This is a genomic window from Citrobacter sp. Cu233 (genome assembly GCF_030332225.1).
GTDB lineage: Bacteria > Pseudomonadota > Gammaproteobacteria > Enterobacterales > Enterobacteriaceae > Citrobacter.
In genome coordinates this window covers 165525-185824 of record NZ_JAOWIF010000031.1, presented here as the reverse complement: position 1 = coordinate 185824, position 20300 = coordinate 165525, and the positions used below count along the sequence as shown (strand labels likewise).

Sequence of the window (20300 nt, the reverse complement as noted above, 5' to 3'; positions counted from 1 at the left end):
TGAAGCGGTATCCCAATTTCATACAGTTAAGGACAGGCCATGAGTAAGATTTTTGAAGACAACTCGCTGACTATCGGTCATACGCCGCTGGTTCGACTGAACCGTATCGGTAACGGACGCATTCTGGCGAAGGTGGAGTCACGTAACCCGAGCTTCAGCGTCAAATGCCGTATTGGTGCCAATATGATTTGGGATGCCGAAAAACGTGGTGTACTGAAGCCGGGCGTTGAGTTGGTCGAACCGACCAGCGGTAACACCGGGATCGCGCTGGCATACGTTGCTGCCGCCCGTGGCTACAAACTCACCCTGACGATGCCAGAAACCATGAGCATTGAACGCCGCAAGTTGCTGAAAGCATTGGGTGCCAATCTGGTGTTGACCGAAGGTGCGAAAGGTATGAAGGGCGCGATTCAAAAGGCGGAAGAGATTGTTGCCAGCGACCCAGAAAAATTCCTGCTGCTTCAGCAATTCAGCAACCCGGCTAACCCGGAAATCCACGAGAAAACCACCGGCCCGGAAATCTGGGAAGACACCGATGGTCAGGTTGATGTGTTTATCTCTGGCGTAGGTACCGGCGGTACGCTGACCGGGGTGACCCGCTACATCAAAGGGACCAAGGGCAAAACGGACCTCATCACCGTTGCCGTTGAGCCGACAGACTCTCCGGTTATCGCCCAGGCGCTGGCGGGTGAAGAGCTGAAACCGGGTCCGCACAAAATTCAGGGCATTGGCGCAGGCTTCATTCCTGGTAACCTTGACCTGAAACTTATCGATAAAGTGGTTGCCATCACCAATGATGAAGCGATTTCCACGGCGCGCCACCTGATGGAAGAAGAAGGCATTCTGGCAGGTATCTCTTCAGGTGCTGCGGTAGCTGCTGCGCTTAAACTCCAGGAAGATGAAACCTTTACCAATAAGAATATAGTGGTTATTCTACCGTCATCGGGTGAGCGTTATCTGAGCACAGCACTGTTTGCCGATCTCTTCACTGAGAAAGAACTGCAACAGTAATGCCAGCATGTTAAATGCGCGTAAAAAAGCACCCTTTTGGGTGCTTTTTTGTGGCCTGCTTCAAAGTTTCAACCCACCTGGCATTGATTCAGCCCGCCGGAACTGGTATTTAACCAAACTAATTATTTTGATGCGCGAAATTAATCGTTACAGGAAAAGCGCTAGCTGAATCGATTTTATGATTTGGTTCAACTCTTCCTTTCGCGGCATAATGTTTAATGACGAAAGAAACGTCAGCGGCAAGAAGTTGCCAGCAACGGATTGCACCGAACTCCTTTTGTGTCGCGTCCTGTTTACGTCGACGCTAACAATACAGGCTAAAGTTGAACCGCCAGGCTAGACTTTAGTTCCACAACACTAAACCTATAAGTTGGGGAAATATAATGTTCCAGCAAGAAGTTACCATTACCGCTCCGAACGGTCTGCATACTCGCCCTGCTGCTCAGTTTGTTAAAGAAGCAAAAGGCTTTACGTCTGAAATCACTGTGACTTCCAACGGCAAAAGCGCCAGCGCCAAAAGCCTGTTTAAGCTGCAGACTCTGGGCCTGACCCAGGGCACCGTTGTTACCCTTTCCGCAGAAGGCGAAGACGAGCAGAAAGCAGTTGAGCATCTGGTTAAACTGATGGCTGAACTCGAGTAAGTTCAACGAGTTCTTTTAAATATCAGTCACAAGTAAGGTAGGGTTATGATTTCAGGCATTTTAGCATCCCCGGGTATCGCTTTCGGCAAGGCACTGCTGCTGAAAGAAGACGAAATCGTCATTGACCGGAAAAAAATTTCTGCCGACAAGGTTGATCAGGAAGTTGAACGTTTTCTGAGCGGTCGTGCCAAGGCATCTGCGCAACTGGAAGCGATCAAAACCAAAGCTGGTGAAACATTCGGTGAAGAAAAAGAAGCCATCTTTGAAGGGCATATCATGCTGCTCGAAGATGAGGAGCTGGAGCAGGAAATCATAGCCCTGATTAAAGATAAGCACATGACGGCTGACGCAGCTGCGCATGAGATTATCGAAGGCCAGGCCACAGCCCTGGAAGAGCTGGATGATGAATACCTGAAAGAACGTGCGGCTGACGTACGTGACATCGGTAAACGCCTGCTGCGTAACATCCTGGGTCTGGCAATTATCGACCTGAGCGCTATCCAGGAAGAAGTTATCCTGGTTGCCGCTGATTTGACCCCGTCAGAAACCGCACAGCTGAACCTCGAGAAGGTGCTGGGTTTCATCACTGACGCAGGCGGACGTACCTCTCATACCTCAATCATGGCGCGTTCTCTGGAACTGCCTGCCATCGTAGGTACCGGTAGCGTCACCTCTCAGGTGAAAAACGACGACTATCTGATTCTGGATGCCGTAAACAATCAGGTTTACGTCAACCCAACTAACGACGTTATCGAACAACTGCGTGCCGTTCAGGAGCAGGTTGCTACCGAGAAAGCGGAACTCGCTAAGCTGAAAGATCTGCCCGCTATCACGCTGGACGGTCATCAGGTCGAAGTGTGTGCCAACATCGGTACCGTTCGTGACGTTGAAGGCGCTGAGCGTAACGGTGCTGAAGGCGTGGGTCTGTATCGTACCGAATTCCTGTTCATGGACCGTGAATCGCTGCCAACTGAAGAAGAACAGTTTGCTGCGTATAAAGCCGTTGCTGAAGCGTGTGGCTCTCAGGCGGTTATCGTACGTACCATGGACATCGGCGGCGATAAAGAACTGCCGTATATGAATTTCCCGAAAGAAGAGAACCCGTTCCTGGGCTGGCGTGCAGTACGTATTGCCATGGATCGCAAAGAGATCCTGCGTGACCAGGTTCGCGCTATCCTGCGTGCCTCTGCTTTCGGCAAACTGCGCATCATGTTCCCGATGATTATCTCTGTTGAAGAAGTGCGCGCACTGCGCAAAGAGATCGAAATCTACAAACAGGAACTGCGCGACGAAGGTAAAGCATTTGACGAAAGCATTGAGATTGGCGTGATGGTGGAAACACCAGCTGCGGCAACAATTGCACGTCATTTAGCCAAAGAAGTTGATTTCTTTAGTATCGGCACCAATGATTTAACGCAGTACACCCTGGCAGTTGACCGTGGTAATGATATGATTTCACACCTTTACCAACCGATGTCGCCATCTGTTCTGACGCTGATCAAGCAAGTTATTGATGCTTCTCATGCTGAAGGCAAATGGACCGGCATGTGTGGTGAGCTTGCAGGCGACGAACGTGCTACACTTCTGTTGCTGGGGATGGGTCTGGACGAATTCTCTATGAGCGCCATTTCTATCCCGCGCATTAAGAAGATTATCCGTAACACGAACTTCGAAGATGCGAAGGTGTTAGCAGAGCAGGCTCTTGCTCAACCGACAACGGACGAGTTAATGACGCTGGTTAACAAGTTCATTGAAGAAAAAACAATCTGCTAATCCACGAGATGCGGCCCAATTTACTGCTTAGGAGAAGATCATGGGTTTGTTCGATAAACTGAAATCTCTGGTTTCTGATGATAAGAAAGACACCGGAACTATTGAGATTGTTGCTCCGCTCTCTGGCGAGATCGTCAACATCGAAGACGTGCCGGATGTAGTTTTTGCTGAAAAAATCGTTGGTGATGGTATTGCTATCAAACCAACTGGTAACAAAATGGTTGCCCCTGTTGATGGCACCATCGGCAAAATCTTTGAAACCAACCATGCGTTCTCTATCGAATCTGATAGCGGCATTGAGCTGTTTGTTCACTTCGGTATTGATACCGTTGAACTGAAAGGCGAAGGCTTCAAGCGTATCGCTGAAGAAGGCCAACGTGTGAAAGTGGGCGACCCGGTTATTGAATTCGATCTGCCGCTGCTGGAAGAGAAGGCCAAGTCTACCCTGACTCCGGTTGTTATCTCCAACATGGACGAAATCAAAGAACTGATCAAACTGTCCGGTAGCGTGACCGTGGGTGAAACTCCGGTTATCCGCATCAAGAAGTAATTCTTGCCGCAGGGAAGAATGGCGCCAGATGGCGCCATTTTTTTATCTAACGAACGTCAAAACCTGCCGGATGGCGGCATTAAATTTGTGAGGTGACCGGTCGGTAACACGCCTCGCGCATCAGGATTTTCATGCCTTCCGGCCCGCTTTCCAGCATCCGCCGTTCCGAATCCGCCACTAACAGTTCACAATCATAGCCACCGGCAATCCCAAACATGGCGCGCGCCACACAGATATCTTCCAGTGCTTCTGTTCCGCTGGTATCAAAATGCCCAACGATGCGTCCATGGTGACGAACCACCAGTCGATAACTCTTCATCGCGCCTCCCCTGCCGGTGGCAGAATTAACTCATCACAACCGCACAAGTGCGTCCATGTCATCACTTCCAGCACGCGCTGTGCTGCATCGTGCGTGGCGGTGGTGAGGGGTTTCCCCAGCACGATACCGCTCACCAGTTCAGCGCAGAACAGATCGCCGGTCCCTTTCAGATCCGTTTTCACCCGCGGATGGGCTAGCACCTCAACCGTTTCAGCCGTCACGACGGCAACCTGAATGACCTCCTCGGTTTCTCCCGGTGCGCTGGTGATTACCACCCATTTCAGCGTATCGGTGAGCAGCGATTTGGCTGCCAATATCGCTTCATCAAGTGTGCGACACGGTTTACCGCTCAACATCTGCAGCTCAAACACGTTTGGTGTCAGCCCCTGTGCCAGCGGTAGCAGATGTTTGCGATACGCCTCCGGTATTTCGGCCTTTACGTACATGCCGCTGTCCGTATCGCCAATCACCGGATCGACCAGAATACACAGATCCGGGTGGGTCGCCCGAACGGTCTCCAGCCACTGTGCCAACAGAGCGATTTGTTCCGCACTGCCCATATACCCCGTGGTCACCGCTTTTAGCTCACGTAACGCATCGCGTTCATTTAAGGCGCGAAGATAGCCGCTAAACCAGTCGGCCGGGATAACACCACCATAAAAGGTCTCATAATGTGGTGTATTGCTGAACAGCACTGTTGGGATCGCCGTGACGCGTAATCCCTGCGCTTTGATGGCTGGCACGGCGATACTGTTGCCTACGCTGCCATACACCACCTGTGACTGGACGGCAACGATATCGGTTTGTAACGCCCGATGCTTGTCGTCGAAGAGCACTGACTGTATTTCACTCTCCTGCTGCATAAACTTCTCCTCTCGCTGGACAGCGGGCTATCGCCTCACTATTATCGTCATATGCTAAAATTCATTTTGTCATAGGTCAATAATGATCGACGGAAAAACCGCTAACGAAATTTTTGACAGTATTCGTCAACATGTCGCTACAGGCACCCTCGCCTCAGGCGAAACGCTTCCGCCAGTGCGCGAGCTGGCGACGACATTGAACGTCAACCGCAATACTGTCGCGGCGGCTTATAAACGACTGGTCACCTCCGGGCTGGCACTCAGTCTTGGGAGAAACGGGACGGTAATAAAAGGAATGCCCTCCCCTATCGCGCTGGAGGGAGGTAACCCGGATACCCCGCTTACCGACCTTTCCGGCGGTAACCCTGCGCCGACGTGTCTCCCCGATCTCAGTCGTTATTTCGCGAAAATAAATAAGAGTCCACGTCTGTATGGCGATGCCGTCGTATCGCCCGAGCTTAAAACCTGGGCCACACGCTGGATGCAGGATGCCCTCCCTGGCGAGGGGGAAATTGATATCACCAGCGGTGCTATTGATGCCATTGAACGACTACTGTGCGCCCATTTATTGCCGGGCGATAGTGTCGCGGTAGAAGATCCCTGCTTTTTAAGTAGCATCAATATGTTGCGTTATGCAGGATTCTCAGCAAGTCCGGTCACCGTAGACAACGAAGGCATGCAACCTGACATGCTGGAGGCTGCGTTACAAAGAGGGGCGCGGGCAGTGATCCTGACCCCCCGCGCCCACAACCCGACGGGATGTAGCCTGAGTGCCTCACGCGCTGCCCAGTTACAAAACATCCTGACCCGCTATCCGCAGGTACTGGTGATAGTCGACGACCACTTTGCACTGCTGTCCGCTTCCCGCTGGCACCCGGTGATTGCCACGCAAACCACACACTGGGCAATCGTCCGTTCAATGTCGAAAACATTAGGCCCGGACTTACGCCTTGCCATTGTTGCCAGCGATCCGGTCACTTCAGCGAAACTGCGGTTGCGACTCAACTCCGGCAGTCAGTGGGTCAGCCATCTGCTTCAGGATTTAGCCTGCGCCTGTCTGAATGACGAGGAGTATCAACGTAAGCTGGTACAGACTCAGCAGTTTTACGCGGCACAGCAGCAAAAACTGACCACCGCTCTCAGAGGATATGGCATTGATCTGCCCGTCGGTGATGGTCTAAATCTGTGGCTGCCTCTGACGGACCACAGTCAATCACTTGCTTTTGCCCTGGCAAAATCCGGTTGGCTGGTACGCGAAGGCGAGGTGTTTGGTGTGAATACACCCTCGCACGGTCTGCGCATTACGCTGTCGACCTTAAACGACAGCGATATTCATAAGCTGGCGGGTGATATTCATCAGGCGCAACAGCGCTAACAGGAGAGAAAAAGTGCGAGTTCATTTTGTTATTCATGAGTCTTTTGAATCTGCTGGCGCGTATCTGCCATGGGCAGAACAGCGTGGCTATACCATCACCTGGTCACAGGTTTACGCCGGAGAATCGGTTCCCGCCAATGCTGATGGGTTCGATATGCTGGTTGTCTTTGGTGGCCCGCAGTCTCCACGCACCACGCTGGCGGAGTGCCCGTATTTTGATTCTCAGGCCGAACAGCATCTGATCAATCAGGCGATTTCAGCACGCAAAATTGTGCTGGGGATCTGCTTAGGTTCACAGCTAATTGGCGAAGCGCTGGGCGCGAAGGTATGTCAAAGCCCGGAAAAAGAGATTGGTCATTATCCCATTACACTGACTGAAGCAGGTAAAGCAAACCCGCTGATCGCCCACTTTGGATCGCCGCTGATGGTCGGTCACTGGCACAACGACATGCCTGGATTAACCGATCAGGCGACAATTCTTGCGACAAGTGAAGGCTGTCCGAGACAAATCGTGCAATACGGTAATTTTATCTATGGCTTCCAGTGTCATATGGAATTCACCGCCGAGGCAATAGAGGGGCTGATTCAGCATTCGGAACAAGAGTTAGCAGAGGCCGAAGGAAAACGCTTTATCCGATCTGTTGCTGAAATGCGCGAATGGGATTATCAACAGATGAATGAAAAACTGTGGCAGTTCCTGGATAAACTGGTAGAGAACCGTAACGATTAGTCATTGAAGGCCGGATAAAACACGCAACGTCTTATCCGGCGATCGTGTCGTATGTTTGCCAGAGGGCGCTACGCTTATCAGGCAAACAAATTAAATCCCTGCGCCCTAGTTGAAGTGCTCTTCACCAAAAACGCCGGTCGAAAGGTAGCGATCGCCGCGATCGCAGATGATCGCCACCACCACAGATCCGGGTGTAGCACGCGCCACGCGTAACGCCCCCGCCACCGCGCCGCCAGAGCTCACGCCGCAGAAAATCCCTTCACGAACCGCCAGCTCACGCATGGTGTTTTCGGCGTCAGTCTGATGAATATCCAGCACTTCATCGACCAGCGAAGCGTTAAAAATACCCGGCATATATTCCGCAGGCCAGCGGCGGATTCCCGGAATGCTGCTGCCCTCTTCCGGCTGCAGACCGACAATTGTCACCGGTTTAGCCTGCTCACGCAGAAAACGCGACACCCCCGTAATAGTGCCTGTGGTGCCCATGCTGGAGACGAAATGGGTAATGCGTCCGCACGTTTGCTGCCAGATTTCCGGGCCGGTTGTGGTGTAATGCGCATACGGGTTATCGGGATTGTTAAACTGATCGAGCAGTTTTCCTTCGCCACGTTGGGCCATTTCCAGGGCTAAATCGCGTGCCCCTTCCATGCCCTGCTCTTTAGTCACCAGAATCAGTTCAGCGCCATAAGCACGCATTGCCGAACGGCGTTCCTGACTCATGTTGTCAGGCATCAGCAGCTTCATGCGATAGCCTTTCAGCGCGGCGATCATCGCCAGCGCAATGCCGGTATTCCCGCTGGTTGCTTCAATCAGTACATCGCCCGGCTTAATTTCTCCGCGTTTCTCCGCTTCAACAATCATCGACAGCGCCGCCCGGTCTTTCACCGAGCCCGCTGGATTATTCCCTTCCAGTTTGACCCAAATTTCACTGCCGTTATCCGGCGTAAGGCGTTGCAGTTTGACCAGAGGCGTATTGCCAATTGTTTGTTCTAATGTGTTCACGAGCACTGTCCATAAAAAAGCCCGGATCGCGGAATGCGCCTCCGGGCGATAAACATACGAATTAAGCTATCAGGCCGATTCTGCCAGAGCAAGTTCCGCTTCACGCGTTTCAATGCGCTGGTCACCGTTGTACAGACGTGCATTTTGCAGCCCGACAAACAGGCGTTCGCCACGAGCTGGGGAATCGTCTCCCTGCATGACCACTGTCAGCGGTTCGTGATACCACCCCAGTGGTTGCACAACTAATTGGGTGTAGTGACCTTTCGGGCTGGCTTCCAGCACCTGTACCGGCAACGGGGAATCCAGGCTGGTACGACGGCTCACATCCACTTCCCACGGACGCAGGAACAGGTCGACCGGACCCTGATACGCGGGCGTATACCCCAGCGGCCAGCGATGTGCGCCAACGTGGAACTGACCGCCACGAACCGTGCCCTGCAGACGGTTAACTTCGCCCATAAACTCCAGCACAAAGCGGGTTGCCGGTTCGCGCCATACCTGGTCCGGCGCATCAGCCTGCTCAATATGTCCCTGGCTCATCACCACCACGCGATCCGCCACTTCCGTCGCTTCTTCCTGATCGTGGGTGACAAACACGCTGGTGAATTTCAGTTCTTCGTGCAACTGACGCAACCAGCGACGCAACTCTTTACGCACCTGAGCATCAAGTGCGCCAAACGGTTCGTCGAGCAGCAGGATCTGCGGTTCCACTGCCAACGCACGCGCCAGCGCCACACGCTGTTTTTGCCCGCCGGAAAGCTGCGCCGGAAAGCGATCCGCCAGATGGGCAAGCTGCACCATCTCCAGCAATTTGGTGACTTTTGCTTTGATGGCGGCGGCATTTGGACGTTCGCGACGCGGCAGTACCGTCAGGCCAAAGGCGATATTGTCGAACACGGTCATATGACGAAACAGCGCGTAGTGCTGAAAGACGAAGCCCACCTTACGGTCGCGGGCGTGCAGACGACTGACGTCCGTACCGTGAAAACGGATATGCCCGCTGGACTGATGCTCAAGCCCGGCAATGATGCGCAGCAGCGTCGTTTTACCCGAACCGGATGGTCCCAGCAGCGCGACCATCTGACCTGAAGGAATATCCAGCGAGATATCGTTCAGCACCTGGGTGCGACCAAAAGACTTCTTAATATTGGCAATCTCAATGCTCATGATTTTCCTCCTGCTGCGCGCGTTTTTCCTGGTTCTCCAGGCGCCATTGCAGCATGCTCTTCAAAAACAGGGTAATAATCGCCATCAGCGTTAACAACGCCGCTGCGGTAAAGGAGCCGACAGTGTTGTAATCCTGCTCCAGTAATTCAATCTGCAATGGCAACGACAAGGTTTCGCCGCGAATCGAACCAGAAACCACCGACACCGCGCCAAATTCGCCAATCGCGCGGGCATTCGTCAGCACCACGCCATACAGTAGCGCCCAGCGGATATTCGGTAACGTCACACGACGGAACATCTGCCAGCCGGATGCACCGAGTAAAACCGCCGCTTCGTCTTCATTGCTGCCCTGGCTCAACATCACTGGCACCAGTTCGCGCACCACAAACGGACAGGTCACAAATACCGTAACCAGCACCATCCCCGGCCAGGCAAACATGATTTGCAGGTTATGTTCATCCAGCCAGCCGCCGAGCGGGCCGTTGGAGCCGTAAAACAGCAGATACACCAGACCCGCAACAACCGGCGACACCGCAAACGGGATATCCAGCAACGTCAGCAATAACTGACGACCAGGGAAGTTAAAACGGGTCACCAGCCAGGCCAGCAAGACGCCAAACACCAGGTTCACCGGCACGGCGATCAGTGCGATCAACACCGTAAGCCAGATGGCATGCAGCATGTCCGGATTAGCCAGATTCTGTAATACCGGCAGTACCCCTTTACTGAACGCCTGCACGAAGATATAGATCATCGGCACCAGCAAAATAAACGCGGACACCAGCATGCCCGTGCCAATCAGAAACCATTTCCCCCAGTTGATGCGGGGCGCGCCATAGCGTTTCAATTGGGTAATCTCTGCCATCAGTGACCTACCACGCGTCGACCAAAGCGACTCTGCAGGGTGTTAATCGAAAACAGCAGCAACAACGAAGCCCCAAGGATTACTGACGCAATCGCGCTGGCGGCCGGGTAGTCAAACTCCTGCAAGCGGACAAAAATCATCAGCGAGGTCACTTCCGTTTTCCACGCAATGTTCCCGGCGATGAAAATAACGGCGCCAAACTCCCCCAGACTGCGGGTGAAGGAGAGCGCCACACCAGCAACCAGCGCAGGTGATAACTCCGGCAGCACCACTTTACGAAAACTCTGCCAACGCGTAGCACCAAGCGTTTCCGCCGCTTCTTCATACTCCGGGCCTAACTCCTCCAGCACCGGCTGTACGGTACGCACCACGAACGGAATACTGGTAAATGCCATAGCCACCGCAATACCCAGCCAGGTGTAAGTGACCTTAATATCCAGTTTCGCCAGCCATTCGCCGTAGAAACCGTTGACCGAAAACAGTGACGCCAGCGTCAGACCCGCTACCGCCGTAGGCAGCGCAAACGGCAGGTCCATCAGCGCATCCAGCAACGTGCGGCCCGGAAAACGGTAGCGGGTTAAGATCCACGCCATTAACAGACCAAACACGCCGTTAAAAATCGACGCTACAAATGCTGACAGCAGCGTGACTTTATAGGCCGCCACTACCTGCGGGTTAGTAATCACATCCCAATATTGCGCCCAGCTCATTTGCGCCAGTTGCATTACCAGCGCACTAAGCGGTAGCAGCAATATCAGGCACACAAACAGTAAGCTGGTACCCAGACTTAAGGTAAAGCCGGGCAGCACGCGTCGGGAAGAAACAGCAAACATTTACTTGCGCCCCGCCGCCAACAGCTTGTCCAGCTCACCACCGCTGACAAAGTGTGTTTTCATCACTTCAGGCCAGGAGCCGAACTTGTCTTCTACGCGGAACAATTCAGTCTGCGGGAATTTATCTTGCAGCTTGTCCATTACCTGTGGGTTATTCACACGGTAGTAATAGTCGGTGATGATGGTTTGCGCCTGCGGGCTGTACAGCCAGTTCAGATACGCTTTAGCCGCTTTCTCTGTGCCGTTGGCCTGCACATTCTTATCTACCCAGGCAACCGGGAACTCGGCAAGAATATTGGTTTTCGGAATAACAACCTCAAAACCCTGCGCTTCATACTGCTTGCGAATGTTATTCACTTCTGACTCGAAGCTGATCAATACGTCACCGAGCCCACGCTCAGCAAAAGTGGTGGTCGCGCCACGGCCGCCAGTATCAAACACTTCGACGTTTTTCAGGAACTGGGTCATAAACTGTTCGGTTTTGGCTTTATCGCCGCCGTCTGCTTTATCCGCAGCGCCCCACGCCGCTAAATAGGTGTAGCGCGCATTCCCGGAGGTTTTCGGGTTCGGGAAGATAAGCTTGACGTCAGAGCGAACAAGGTCATTCCAGTCGTGAATATTTTTGGGGTTTCCTTTACGCACCAGGAATCCCATTGTGGAATAGAACGGTGAACTGTTGTTCGGCAGACGAGTTTGCCAGTCGGCCGGGAGCAACTTGCCTTTGTCGTGCAGGATCTGCACGTCGGTCACCTGGTTATAGGTCACCACATCGGCTTTCAGTCCCTGTAAAATCGCCAGCGCCTGTTTTGATGACCCGGCATGAGATTGCTTTATCGTCAGTTTGTCACCGCCGTTATCCTTCGCCCATTGCTGCTCAAACGGAGGATTAAGGGCGGCAAACAGCTCGCGAGACACATCGTATGAACTGTTCAACAGCTCTGTTGCCTGCGCCTGCCCCACCAGCAACAGCAGCGCCGCCAGCGTCAGGGTTCTTTTTTTCAGTAAGTTAACGGCCATTGCGCACCCTTATAAATTTAATGACTTTCTTATGGTCATCATATTTATAACCGGCACTAAAGGAGTAACGGTTTTATATACCGTTTGATGATTTGAAAGTTGAAAAGAGAATAAGAGGTACCTCCTCCCCAGTGCACGGGGAGGAGACCGGCATCAATCAGACGCCGACGCTGACGCTTTCAGGCAGTGTGCTGCCGCCATCAATCACGTTTTGCGTGCCAGTTAAGTAACTGGACTCATCCGACGCCAGGAACGCCGCCAGTTCACCGACTTCGAGTGGGCAGGCCAGACGGCGCATTGGAATCGCTTTCGCCATTTCGACTAATACGGATTCAGGATCGTCCGGGTTAGACTGACGAGCAATATTCTCTGCCATCGGCGTACGAACGTAGCCCGGGCAAATAGCATTAACGCGAATGCCGGACTGCGCGTATTCCACAGCCAGGGATTTGGTCAAACCGATGATCGCGGCTTTCGACAGCGCATAGGCTGTTTCACCCGGATCGGCAACCATATCGCCAGTCACTGATGACATCATCACGATGCGCCCGTCTTTGCGCGCAATCATCTCCGGCAGAACGGCCTTCGTCACGTTCCAGACGCCTTTAATGTTGACGTCAATGTGGAAATCGCGATCTTCATCGCTCATATCAAGGAAGTTGCCGAGGCGACATACGCCCGCATTGTTGACCAGAATATCGATTTTGCCTTCAATCTTCTTCGCGCGTTTCACCGCGGCGGTAACAGAAGCAAAATCTCTGACGTCAGCGTGAACCGCTGTGCAGCGATGCCCGCGTCCAGCCAGTTCATCCGCCAGTTTTTCAATCTCATCGGAGATATCCAGCAGGATTAAGTTCGCGCCATGGCGGGCAAACGTTCTGGCGATCCCCTCGCCAATACCCTGAGATGCGCCTGTAATCAATGCTGTTTTGCCCGTGAGTTTTCCCATTTCAATATTCTCCTTTTGAATATGAAGCCTTCGCTTCATCACGCAGAAGATACAGCAATAACAAATTAGTGCTGAGGAATAGCTCACTAAATCAGGTTAAACTCAGGTAAAAAAATCCCCGACGATGCGGGGACCTAACAACAATCACGATCTGACCAGATGAACAGAGGACTTACAGCCTTTTTTCCAGCAAATGTGCTCTCATCAACTCAGATGCCATCTGTGCATCCCCTTTTTTGATATGAAGCAGTATTTCTCTCTGTTTCGTCGCCGTATCAAGAAAATACTGACGATCGTTCACAGGTAACGACTCCCTGGTTTTCTCGAAATACGTGATCAAAACATCAGAGAAGACCTGAAGCACCCGGTTGCCGCTCGCCTGTAACAACAGTAAATGAAAATCCCTGTCGTGACGATCGGCCACCTGCGGGTTATCAGCATTTTCTTCAATAAGCCTTAACTCGCTCTCAAGTTTAGAGAGCATTGCCGGGAAAATTCTACGCGTTGCCAGAGGGATAATCGCACACTCAATCAGGATCCTTGCCTCTGTAAATTCTGTGATATCAAACCCGGACAAATCAAACTGCATTAGCAACTGGTTATTTATGTTGTGCTGTTCCAAATTTTTCAAAACGCTGCCACGCCGGGGAGAGCGCTCAAGCATTCCCATCTGTACCAGTGTGCTGAGCGCCTGACGAACTTTATATCTTGATGTATTAAAACGAACAGCAAGTTCAGTCTCAGTTTCAATGCGACCATCGGCATCACGGTTAGCATCATCAAGCAGATAATTTTTAATACTTTCAAACAGTTCGTTTTTGTTATCCATAAACACTCTCTGATTAAAGAGCTACAAAACGCATGAGTATAAATAATCTAATAAGTTAGATTGCTTAATATACTGTTATGGTAAGATTATAGCCCCTATTATTCAAACTATATCAAGCCATTTGTTAATAAAAAGGAATTAATTATGGTGTTATTCGTAACTCAGTTTGCGATAGTGCTTACATGTATCGGTATAGGTGGGCGTTTTGGCGGGATTGGCCTGGGGGCGGCAGGCGGGCTAGGACTCGCTATCCTGACTTTTGGTTTTGGACTCCCGCCCGACTCTCCTCCTATTACTGTTATTTCTATTATCCTTGCTGTTATCACTTGTATCACAATCCTCCAGGCAGCTGGCGGGCTTGATTTATTCGTGACGATGGCTGAACGGATCCTCAGAAAGTGGCCGGGCGCTATCACTTTTCTCGGACCAGCAGTCGCTTACCTTTTTACTGCAATCTGCGGAACAGGATATGTCGCCTTTTCCGTTTATCCAGTAATTGCAGAAATTGCAGCTGATGCGAGGGTACGGCCAGAAAGAGCCATGTCGATGTCAGTCATCGCTGCCAATTTTGGACTCATTGCCAGCCCGGTCAGTGCGGTCGTTACAGGGACAATTGCAGTCCTTGCTGGATTACATGTCTCTGCTTTAGATATCTTATTAGTCACTATTCCCGGAACTTTCCTTGGTTGTCTTGTCGGCTGCCTGTTCGTCTTTAAAAGAGGTCATGAGCTTAACAGCGATCCAGAATTCCAACGCAGAGTTGCTGAAGGTGAGTTCGAATCGATAAAAGCTGAAGAGCGAGCAGCCAGTATTGTGACTAAAGAGGCCAAGAGAGGATTACTGATTTTTCTTATCGGGATCATCCTGGTCGTCCTTATGGGTTCAATTCCTGAATTACGTCCTGAATGGAATAACGGCACAGGGATGGAGCGTATGAGTATCCCAACCACGCTGCAAATAGTTATGCTGACAACGGCATGTATTATTATGATGGTGTGTCGAATTTCGCCTTCAAAACTCGATTCAGGTTCTGTTTTCAAAGCCGGCCTTGTAGGCGTCGTCGCCATATTTGGTCTGTCATGGATGATGAACTCCTTTTTTGAAGCCTGGCACGAATTATTTAACACGGCTTTCCACGATTTTCAGAATCCAGTATTGTTCGGCATTATTGTTTTTGGGCTTTCTGCCGTAATTTATAGCCCAGCGGCAACTGCTGTAGCGTTACTCCCCGCAGGCGTGTTAATGGGATATCCGGCAGAAACTTTGGTCGCCCTGCTCCCGCTAACCTGTGGATCATTCATTATTCCAGGGGGAGCACAGATTGGCTGTGTGGCGTTTGATCGTACAGGGACAACTCGAATTGGCAAGTATGTGGTTAATCACAGCTATATGCTACCAGGCCTTGTTACCGTTGTGGCATCAACTCTTTTTTGCTTCCTTTTTTCCAGTATGCTGATGTAGCGCGGGAGAGCAATTTAATTGGGTAATACCTATTTTCTCCTGGCATCCCCCTTGATTCACCTCAGAGAGGATGCCATTACTTACTTCTCAATATTGCTACTGTAATTTCCCACAGAATACGCTTTACAGGACAACCTGAGCAATTAAGTAGGCAAAAATTACCTGAGAGATAACCATTACAAAACCCGGACGTATGTAGCTATGGTTGACAACAAAACGTCCAATCTTTGTAGTACCTGTTCGGTCAAATGCAACACAACCGATTTGATTGGCTCCCGGTATAATAAAATCACCGCAGGTACAGGCAAAAATAGCGATAAGAAACGGTGCTGGTATTCCCAAGGTCACACCTAGTGGCATGATGGCGGCGACCGTCGCCGCAGGGCTCATAATGACCAGAGAGAACAAGAACACAACCACACCAAAAAGCATTGGTGCGCCATTTACCATACCACCAAAGACCTTAATCAGTTCTGGCTGATAAGCATCAAAAAACGTTGCCGTCATCCATGACACGCCGAGTATTGCAACCACCCCCATTAAGCCTGCACGAAAGACTGAGCCACTGTTCAAGGTACTACTTGGTACTTTACTGACAATCATAATAAACAAAGCAGCTGTCAGCATGATCATCTGAATAACCATCGGGGTTGACAGTCTTTTTCCATCCCAGGAAGGGAGTAACCCGGTAAAAGAACCTAAAATAAGAACCAGCACCACCCCAATCGCAAAGATAACGACCCCTTTTTTTGCGCCCGCTGAAGCAACAAATTCTTTTTTCTGCTCAGTATGCATGAACTCATATTCACCAGCGGCAACTCGCCTTTGAAACTCAGGATCATCCTCCAGCTCTTTTCCGCGTTTGTACACTGAAAAGCTGGTAACAATGGCAGCCATAAAAAATGAAGGAAGAGCAATAGCCAGTATTTGCCCAAGGCTAATTCCAGCATATTCATGCAGAATAGCCAGCATCCCCGCGGTTGCCGCACTCATCGGGCTGGCGGCAACCGCGACGCTAGCCGCTATAACCGTTGCGGACAATGCTCGCTCCGGGCGGACCTTTGCTTCAGCGGCAACCTCAGCAACAACCGGATACAAAGAGAATGCAACGTAAGTAGTCCCGCAGAATAACGTAAATATTGAAGTCAATATTGGGGCAACAAAGGTAATAGCCTGTGGCTTTTTACGGAGTAATTTTTCAGCCACGCGCACAAGATAATCAAGTCCACCAGCAGCCTGTAATACACTGACTGCACCAATAACACAAATAATAATTAGCATTGCAGTAATAGATGGTGTGGAGGGTTTAAGTCCAAACCCCAGAACTAATATGGCAACACCAAGTCCGCCACCAGCACCAAGTCCCATTCCGCCATAACGCCCGCCGATACCAATACAAGCGAGCACAATAAACAATTGTAAAAAAAACAAAGCATCCATTTTTTCACCTCAACGCGACTCCCGGATATTGCATCCGGGAGATATTGATTATTATGCTCAGGATTAGTTCAGATATGATTTTGCAATTTCGATCTGTTTTTTAACGGCATCCGTCCCTGTTCCACCATAAGACATCCTTGCTTTAATACAGGCTTCCAGAGATATATTCTCATAAATATCATTTTCAATTTTATTATCAAATGAATGAAACTCATCCATTGTAAGTTCTTCCAGCATTTTTCTATGTTTTATACAGTAATTAACAGCACTGCCGACAATATGGTGAGCTTCCCTGAAAGGAATTCCCTTACGAACCAGGTAGTCAGCCATATCGGTCGCATTTGAGAAACCTCTTGCCGCCGCGTTGCGAGTATTATCAGAAAGAATAACCATTTTATCGAGCATCGGTGCCATAATTTTTAGACTGGTCTGCAAAGTATCCATGGAATCATAGACCTGCTCTTTATCCTCACTCATATCAGTATTATAGGCGAGAGGAATCCCTTTCATAATGGTCAGCATCGCCATTAAATTTCCGTACATACGACCACCTTTGCCGCGCATTTTTTCAGCCACGTCGGGATTTTTCTTCTGTGGCATGATGCTGGAACCGGTGCAGAAATCATCAGAAAGCTCGATAAATTTAAAATCCTGACTTGAGAATAAAACCAGTTCTTCTGACAAACGGGTAAGATGCATAAAGCACATAGCGGCTGCAGCAGTGAATTCAACCATATGGTCACGATCGCTGACAGAATCAATACTATTCTCAGTCGGCTTATCAAAGCCAAGCTGTTGAGCGGTGAAATCACGATCAATAGGGAAAGTCGTGCCTGCAAGAGCAGCTGAACCTAAAGGACATTCTCCCATGCGTTGATAAAGGTCTGCAAAACGAGTCCAGTCACGACGTAACATCCAATAATATGCCATGATCCAGTGCGATAAAAGAATGGGCTGACCGGTCTGTAAATGAGTATAGCCCGGCATAATCGCATTAATATTATTTTCAGCTTTGTTGATAATGATTTTTTGCAGATTAACAATATCCTGCTGAATATCACGAATAGTTGATCTCATGTGCATTTTAGAATCGACAGTCGTCTGGTCATTACGACTTCGACCTGTATGAAGTTTCCCGCCAACAGGACCAATTATTTCGGTCATACGTCTTTCGATTGCCATATGAATATCTTCATCAACAGTATCAAAAACGAACTGCCCTTCTTCAATCTCTTTGCCTACTTGCTTTAACCCGCCAATAATCGCATTCGCTTCATCCTGTGTGATAATCCCCTGACGGCCCAACATAGTCGCGTGGGCAATACTCCCTTGAATATCAAAAGGACAGAGGCGTTGTTCCAGCATAATTGTCGCGTTGTATGATTCGACCAATTTATTTGTAGGCATATCAAAACGCCCACCCCATAATTTTGTAGACATAAAACCTCCAATGCACTTTTGTTGCCAAATGGTTAAACAGAAATTCCGTTATTTTTCGCTCATTTTCAGATTACAAGGCCATTATTTTAATTGTCAACAAATCAAGTCATTAAATCAATTTATAACGAAATTAATTAGACTTATAAGGCATTTTATTTTTTATGAATAGAATAAAAAAATCAGATCTTCATCACATTTAAACGATGATTTATTTCAGATACATTCGGAATCTTTAAAGTAATTATCTGGAATCTATTACTTATTAATTCTAAATGGCGGTGATTAATATCGGCGCTTTAGCCCACTAACTAGCAGGTAAACAACACTGAATTTGGGATGTGATTTTTTACGATGAACGTCAATGCGGGGGCAACATCAGCATGGCAAACGTTGTGGGGTTCGGAGGGTAACTATTTTGTAAAAGATGGCGGCGTAACCGCCATCTGGAATCAAGAATTACAGCGCCATCAGTCGATCCAGTGACGGTGCAAAGTAATAGCCACCGGTGACCGGTTTAGTAAAGCGCAGCATCGCGTCACGTTTGCCGTCGGTATCACCAAACATGCTCAGCAGTTGCTGCTCAATATTGTGCAGACGCGCGCAGTAAGCGCAGAAATAGAGACCATGTGTACCGCTGGCTGTACCGTATGGCAGGCTCTGACGAACAATTTTCAGACCCTTGCCATCTTCTTTCAGATCCACACGGCTCAGGTGAGATGTTACCGGACGATCGTCACCATCGATCTCTTCGTTGGCTTCCTTGGTGCGGCCAATCATCATTTCCTGATCGTGAATACTCATGCGGTTCAGTTGCTTCAGGTTGTGCTCCCAACGCTGCACAAACACATAGCTGCCGCCGGCATCCACGCCATCTTTGATGACAGCGACTTCACGACGCGTTTCTTCTCCCGCCGGGTTTTCCGTGCCGTCTACAAAGCCGCTGAGATCGCGCTCTTCCACCCAGCGGAAACCGTGGATCTCTTCTTTCACCTCGATGCAGTCGCCAAAGGCTTCCATCGCCGCCTGCGCAACGGAGAAATTCACGTCATGACGCAGGGAGAGAATATGGATCAGTACGTCATACTGGGTCGCCGGAGCCAGTCCTTTACCGTAGGGGATGAAGTCTTTCAGCTCTTCAGCGCCCACGCCGCCGCTCAGTGTGCGCCAGGTATTGTTGCCAAAGGCGACTACCGCGCCAAGGTGCGCATCCGGGAATTTCGCTTCAAAGGTTGCCAGCTTATCGGCAAATGTTTTACTGGCCGCTCGCAGAGCCTCAACATCACCTTTTACATTGGCTTCAATCCAAATCGCCGCACGGCAATGTTCTGGCAAAATGCCACTCTGAACCTGAGACATTGTTCCTCCTGAAAAAAAGCTGCCACGACATCGTGGCATTGATAGGCGTTATTCTACCTGTTTTTTTAGTAAGTCGATTTGTTCAGACGCAAATTAACGCCGCCAGATAATTTTGCTTACTTTCCACTCTTTCAGCGTATCGTCAGACGGCATTATGCCTTCAGGGCCGCTCCACTCGCCGGAGAAAATATAGCTAATATGCTGACTTCCTTCGGCTTTACACTCAACATGCGCACTGTCATCACCGGTTGCTTTCTGGCAATTACCGAACGCTTTAGTGTAAAGGTCGCTAAACGGTGTACCGATTTCGACACCCGAGGCTGATGCGATGTTGCTGTCCAATACATCAATGCGGCTGATGGTTCCCTGGTCGCCATTGATCACCATTGCCAGCTTGTCATCTTTCATCGCCTCAAAAAATCGCACTACATTGCCGTTATTGGTTTTCATCCCACTACGCAGGCGATAATCGCCATCCAGCGCATCAGCAATGGTCTTTTCTTCCAGTATTGTCGCACCCGTGAGTTTTCCCACGCCTTGCTCAGTGACCTCGGTCGAAGAACCAAACCAGTTCCACGGATTAGCGGCGGACCAGTTCACCGATGAGAGGGTTGAACACCCGGTCAGCACCAGCGGTATCGCGCATAACGTCAAACGCAGTGATTTCATTTCACTTCCT

General features: G+C 50.2%; 20 protein-coding genes. 7 read left to right on the top strand and 13 right to left on the bottom strand.

The window, feature by feature from the left end; genetic code table 11:
* Positions 1 to 39 precede the first annotated feature (39 nt).
* The 4 genes from cysK (at position 40) to crr (ending at position 3975) form a co-directional block, all read left to right on the top strand.
* Positions 40 to 1011: a cysteine synthase A gene (cysK, locus tag OGX95_RS07305; protein WP_286628969.1), complete on the top strand. Its 972-nt coding sequence runs from the start codon at positions 40 to 42 to the stop codon at positions 1009 to 1011.
* Positions 1012 to 1394: 383 nt separating this feature from the next.
* The gene (gene ptsH, locus OGX95_RS07300) at positions 1395 to 1652 is read left to right on the top strand and encodes a phosphocarrier protein Hpr (RefSeq protein ID WP_002913505.1); all 258 of its coding nucleotides are present in this window, start codon (positions 1395 to 1397) and stop codon (positions 1650 to 1652) included.
* Between the two features lie 45 nt (positions 1653 to 1697).
* The gene (gene ptsI / locus OGX95_RS07295; protein ID WP_005121951.1) at positions 1698 to 3425 is read left to right on the top strand and encodes a phosphoenolpyruvate-protein phosphotransferase PtsI; all 1728 of its coding nucleotides are present in this window, start codon (positions 1698 to 1700) and stop codon (positions 3423 to 3425) included.
* Between the two features lie 40 nt (positions 3426 to 3465).
* A complete protein-coding gene (crr, locus tag OGX95_RS07290; protein ID WP_000522253.1) occupies positions 3466 to 3975 on the top strand; it encodes a PTS glucose transporter subunit IIA in 510 nt (169 codons plus the stop codon).
* A gap of 79 nt (positions 3976 to 4054) precedes the next feature.
* Here crr and OGX95_RS07285 read toward each other — a convergent pair whose 3' ends face one another.
* A complete protein-coding gene (locus OGX95_RS07285) occupies positions 4055 to 4294 on the bottom strand; it encodes a cytoplasmic protein (protein ID WP_286628968.1) in 240 nt (79 codons plus the stop codon).
* Positions 4291 to 5157 carry a pyridoxine/pyridoxal/pyridoxamine kinase gene (pdxK, locus tag OGX95_RS07280; RefSeq protein WP_286628966.1) on the bottom strand — a complete coding sequence of 289 codons (867 nt, stop codon included), beginning with the start codon at positions 5155 to 5157 and terminating at the stop codon, positions 4291 to 4293. The genes OGX95_RS07285 and pdxK overlap by 4 nt, the downstream gene beginning before the upstream one ends.
* A gap of 82 nt (positions 5158 to 5239) precedes the next feature.
* Between pdxK and ptsJ the strand changes: the two genes are divergently transcribed.
* Both ptsJ and OGX95_RS07270 read left to right on the top strand, forming a co-directional pair.
* Positions 5240 to 6532 (top strand): MocR-like B6 salvage transcription factor PtsJ, encoded by a 1293-nt coding sequence (ptsJ, locus tag OGX95_RS07275; protein WP_286628964.1) that lies wholly within the window; start codon positions 5240 to 5242, stop codon positions 6530 to 6532.
* A gap of 13 nt (positions 6533 to 6545) precedes the next feature.
* Entirely contained in the window at positions 6546 to 7262 is a 717-nt protein-coding gene (locus OGX95_RS07270) for a type 1 glutamine amidotransferase (protein WP_286628963.1), read from the top strand.
* A gap of 105 nt (positions 7263 to 7367) precedes the next feature.
* Here OGX95_RS07270 and cysM read toward each other — a convergent pair whose 3' ends face one another.
* The 7 genes from cysM to OGX95_RS07235 all read right to left on the bottom strand — a co-directional run bounded on the left by cysM (position 7368) and on the right by OGX95_RS07235 (position 13924).
* Positions 7368 to 8264 (bottom strand): cysteine synthase CysM, encoded by an 897-nt coding sequence (gene cysM, locus OGX95_RS07265; protein WP_286628962.1) that lies wholly within the window; start codon positions 8262 to 8264, stop codon positions 7368 to 7370.
* Between the two features lie 69 nt (positions 8265 to 8333).
* Positions 8334 to 9431 (bottom strand): sulfate/thiosulfate ABC transporter ATP-binding protein CysA, encoded by a 1098-nt coding sequence (gene cysA / locus OGX95_RS07260; RefSeq protein WP_286628961.1) that lies wholly within the window; start codon positions 9429 to 9431, stop codon positions 8334 to 8336.
* A complete protein-coding gene (gene cysW / locus OGX95_RS07255) occupies positions 9421 to 10296 on the bottom strand; it encodes a sulfate/thiosulfate ABC transporter permease CysW (protein WP_286628960.1) in 876 nt (291 codons plus the stop codon). The genes cysA and cysW overlap by 11 nt, the downstream gene beginning before the upstream one ends.
* Positions 10296 to 11129, bottom strand: coding sequence for a sulfate/thiosulfate ABC transporter permease CysT (gene cysT, locus OGX95_RS07250; protein WP_003038061.1), 834 nt, complete (start codon positions 11127 to 11129; stop codon positions 10296 to 10298). The genes cysW and cysT overlap by 1 nt, the downstream gene beginning before the upstream one ends.
* Positions 11130 to 12146, bottom strand: a complete 1017-nt coding sequence (gene cysP, locus OGX95_RS07245; protein ID WP_286628958.1) for a thiosulfate/sulfate ABC transporter substrate-binding protein CysP — start codon at positions 12144 to 12146, stop codon at positions 11130 to 11132.
* Between the two features lie 157 nt (positions 12147 to 12303).
* Complete coding sequence (ucpA, locus tag OGX95_RS07240; protein ID WP_286628957.1) at positions 12304 to 13095, bottom strand: SDR family oxidoreductase UcpA; 792 nt, start codon at positions 13093 to 13095, stop codon at positions 12304 to 12306.
* A gap of 172 nt (positions 13096 to 13267) precedes the next feature.
* Positions 13268 to 13924, bottom strand: a complete 657-nt coding sequence (locus tag OGX95_RS07235) for a FadR/GntR family transcriptional regulator (protein ID WP_286628956.1) — start codon at positions 13922 to 13924, stop codon at positions 13268 to 13270.
* Positions 13925 to 14068: 144 nt separating this feature from the next.
* On the opposite strand from OGX95_RS07235, the gene OGX95_RS07230 reads away from it, so the two are divergent.
* Positions 14069 to 15385 (top strand): anaerobic C4-dicarboxylate transporter family protein, encoded by a 1317-nt coding sequence (locus tag OGX95_RS07230; protein WP_286628955.1) that lies wholly within the window; start codon positions 14069 to 14071, stop codon positions 15383 to 15385.
* 123 nt (positions 15386 to 15508) lie between these two features.
* Here OGX95_RS07230 and OGX95_RS07225 read toward each other — a convergent pair whose 3' ends face one another.
* The 4 genes from OGX95_RS07225 to OGX95_RS07210 form a co-directional block, all read right to left on the bottom strand.
* Positions 15509 to 16825, bottom strand: a complete 1317-nt coding sequence (locus OGX95_RS07225) for an anaerobic C4-dicarboxylate transporter family protein (RefSeq protein WP_286628954.1) — start codon at positions 16823 to 16825, stop codon at positions 15509 to 15511.
* Positions 16826 to 16888: 63 nt separating this feature from the next.
* The gene (gene argH, locus OGX95_RS07220) at positions 16889 to 18265 is read right to left on the bottom strand and encodes an argininosuccinate lyase (protein WP_286628953.1); all 1377 of its coding nucleotides are present in this window, start codon (positions 18263 to 18265) and stop codon (positions 16889 to 16891) included.
* A 456-nt stretch (positions 18266 to 18721) separates the two neighbouring features.
* Complete coding sequence (gene yfeX / locus OGX95_RS07215) at positions 18722 to 19621, bottom strand: porphyrinogen peroxidase (RefSeq protein WP_048210975.1); 900 nt, start codon at positions 19619 to 19621, stop codon at positions 18722 to 18724.
* Between the two features lie 93 nt (positions 19622 to 19714).
* Positions 19715 to 20290 (bottom strand): RpoE-regulated lipoprotein, encoded by a 576-nt coding sequence (locus OGX95_RS07210; protein ID WP_286628951.1) that lies wholly within the window; start codon positions 20288 to 20290, stop codon positions 19715 to 19717.
* Positions 20291 to 20300: the final 10 nt, after the last annotated feature.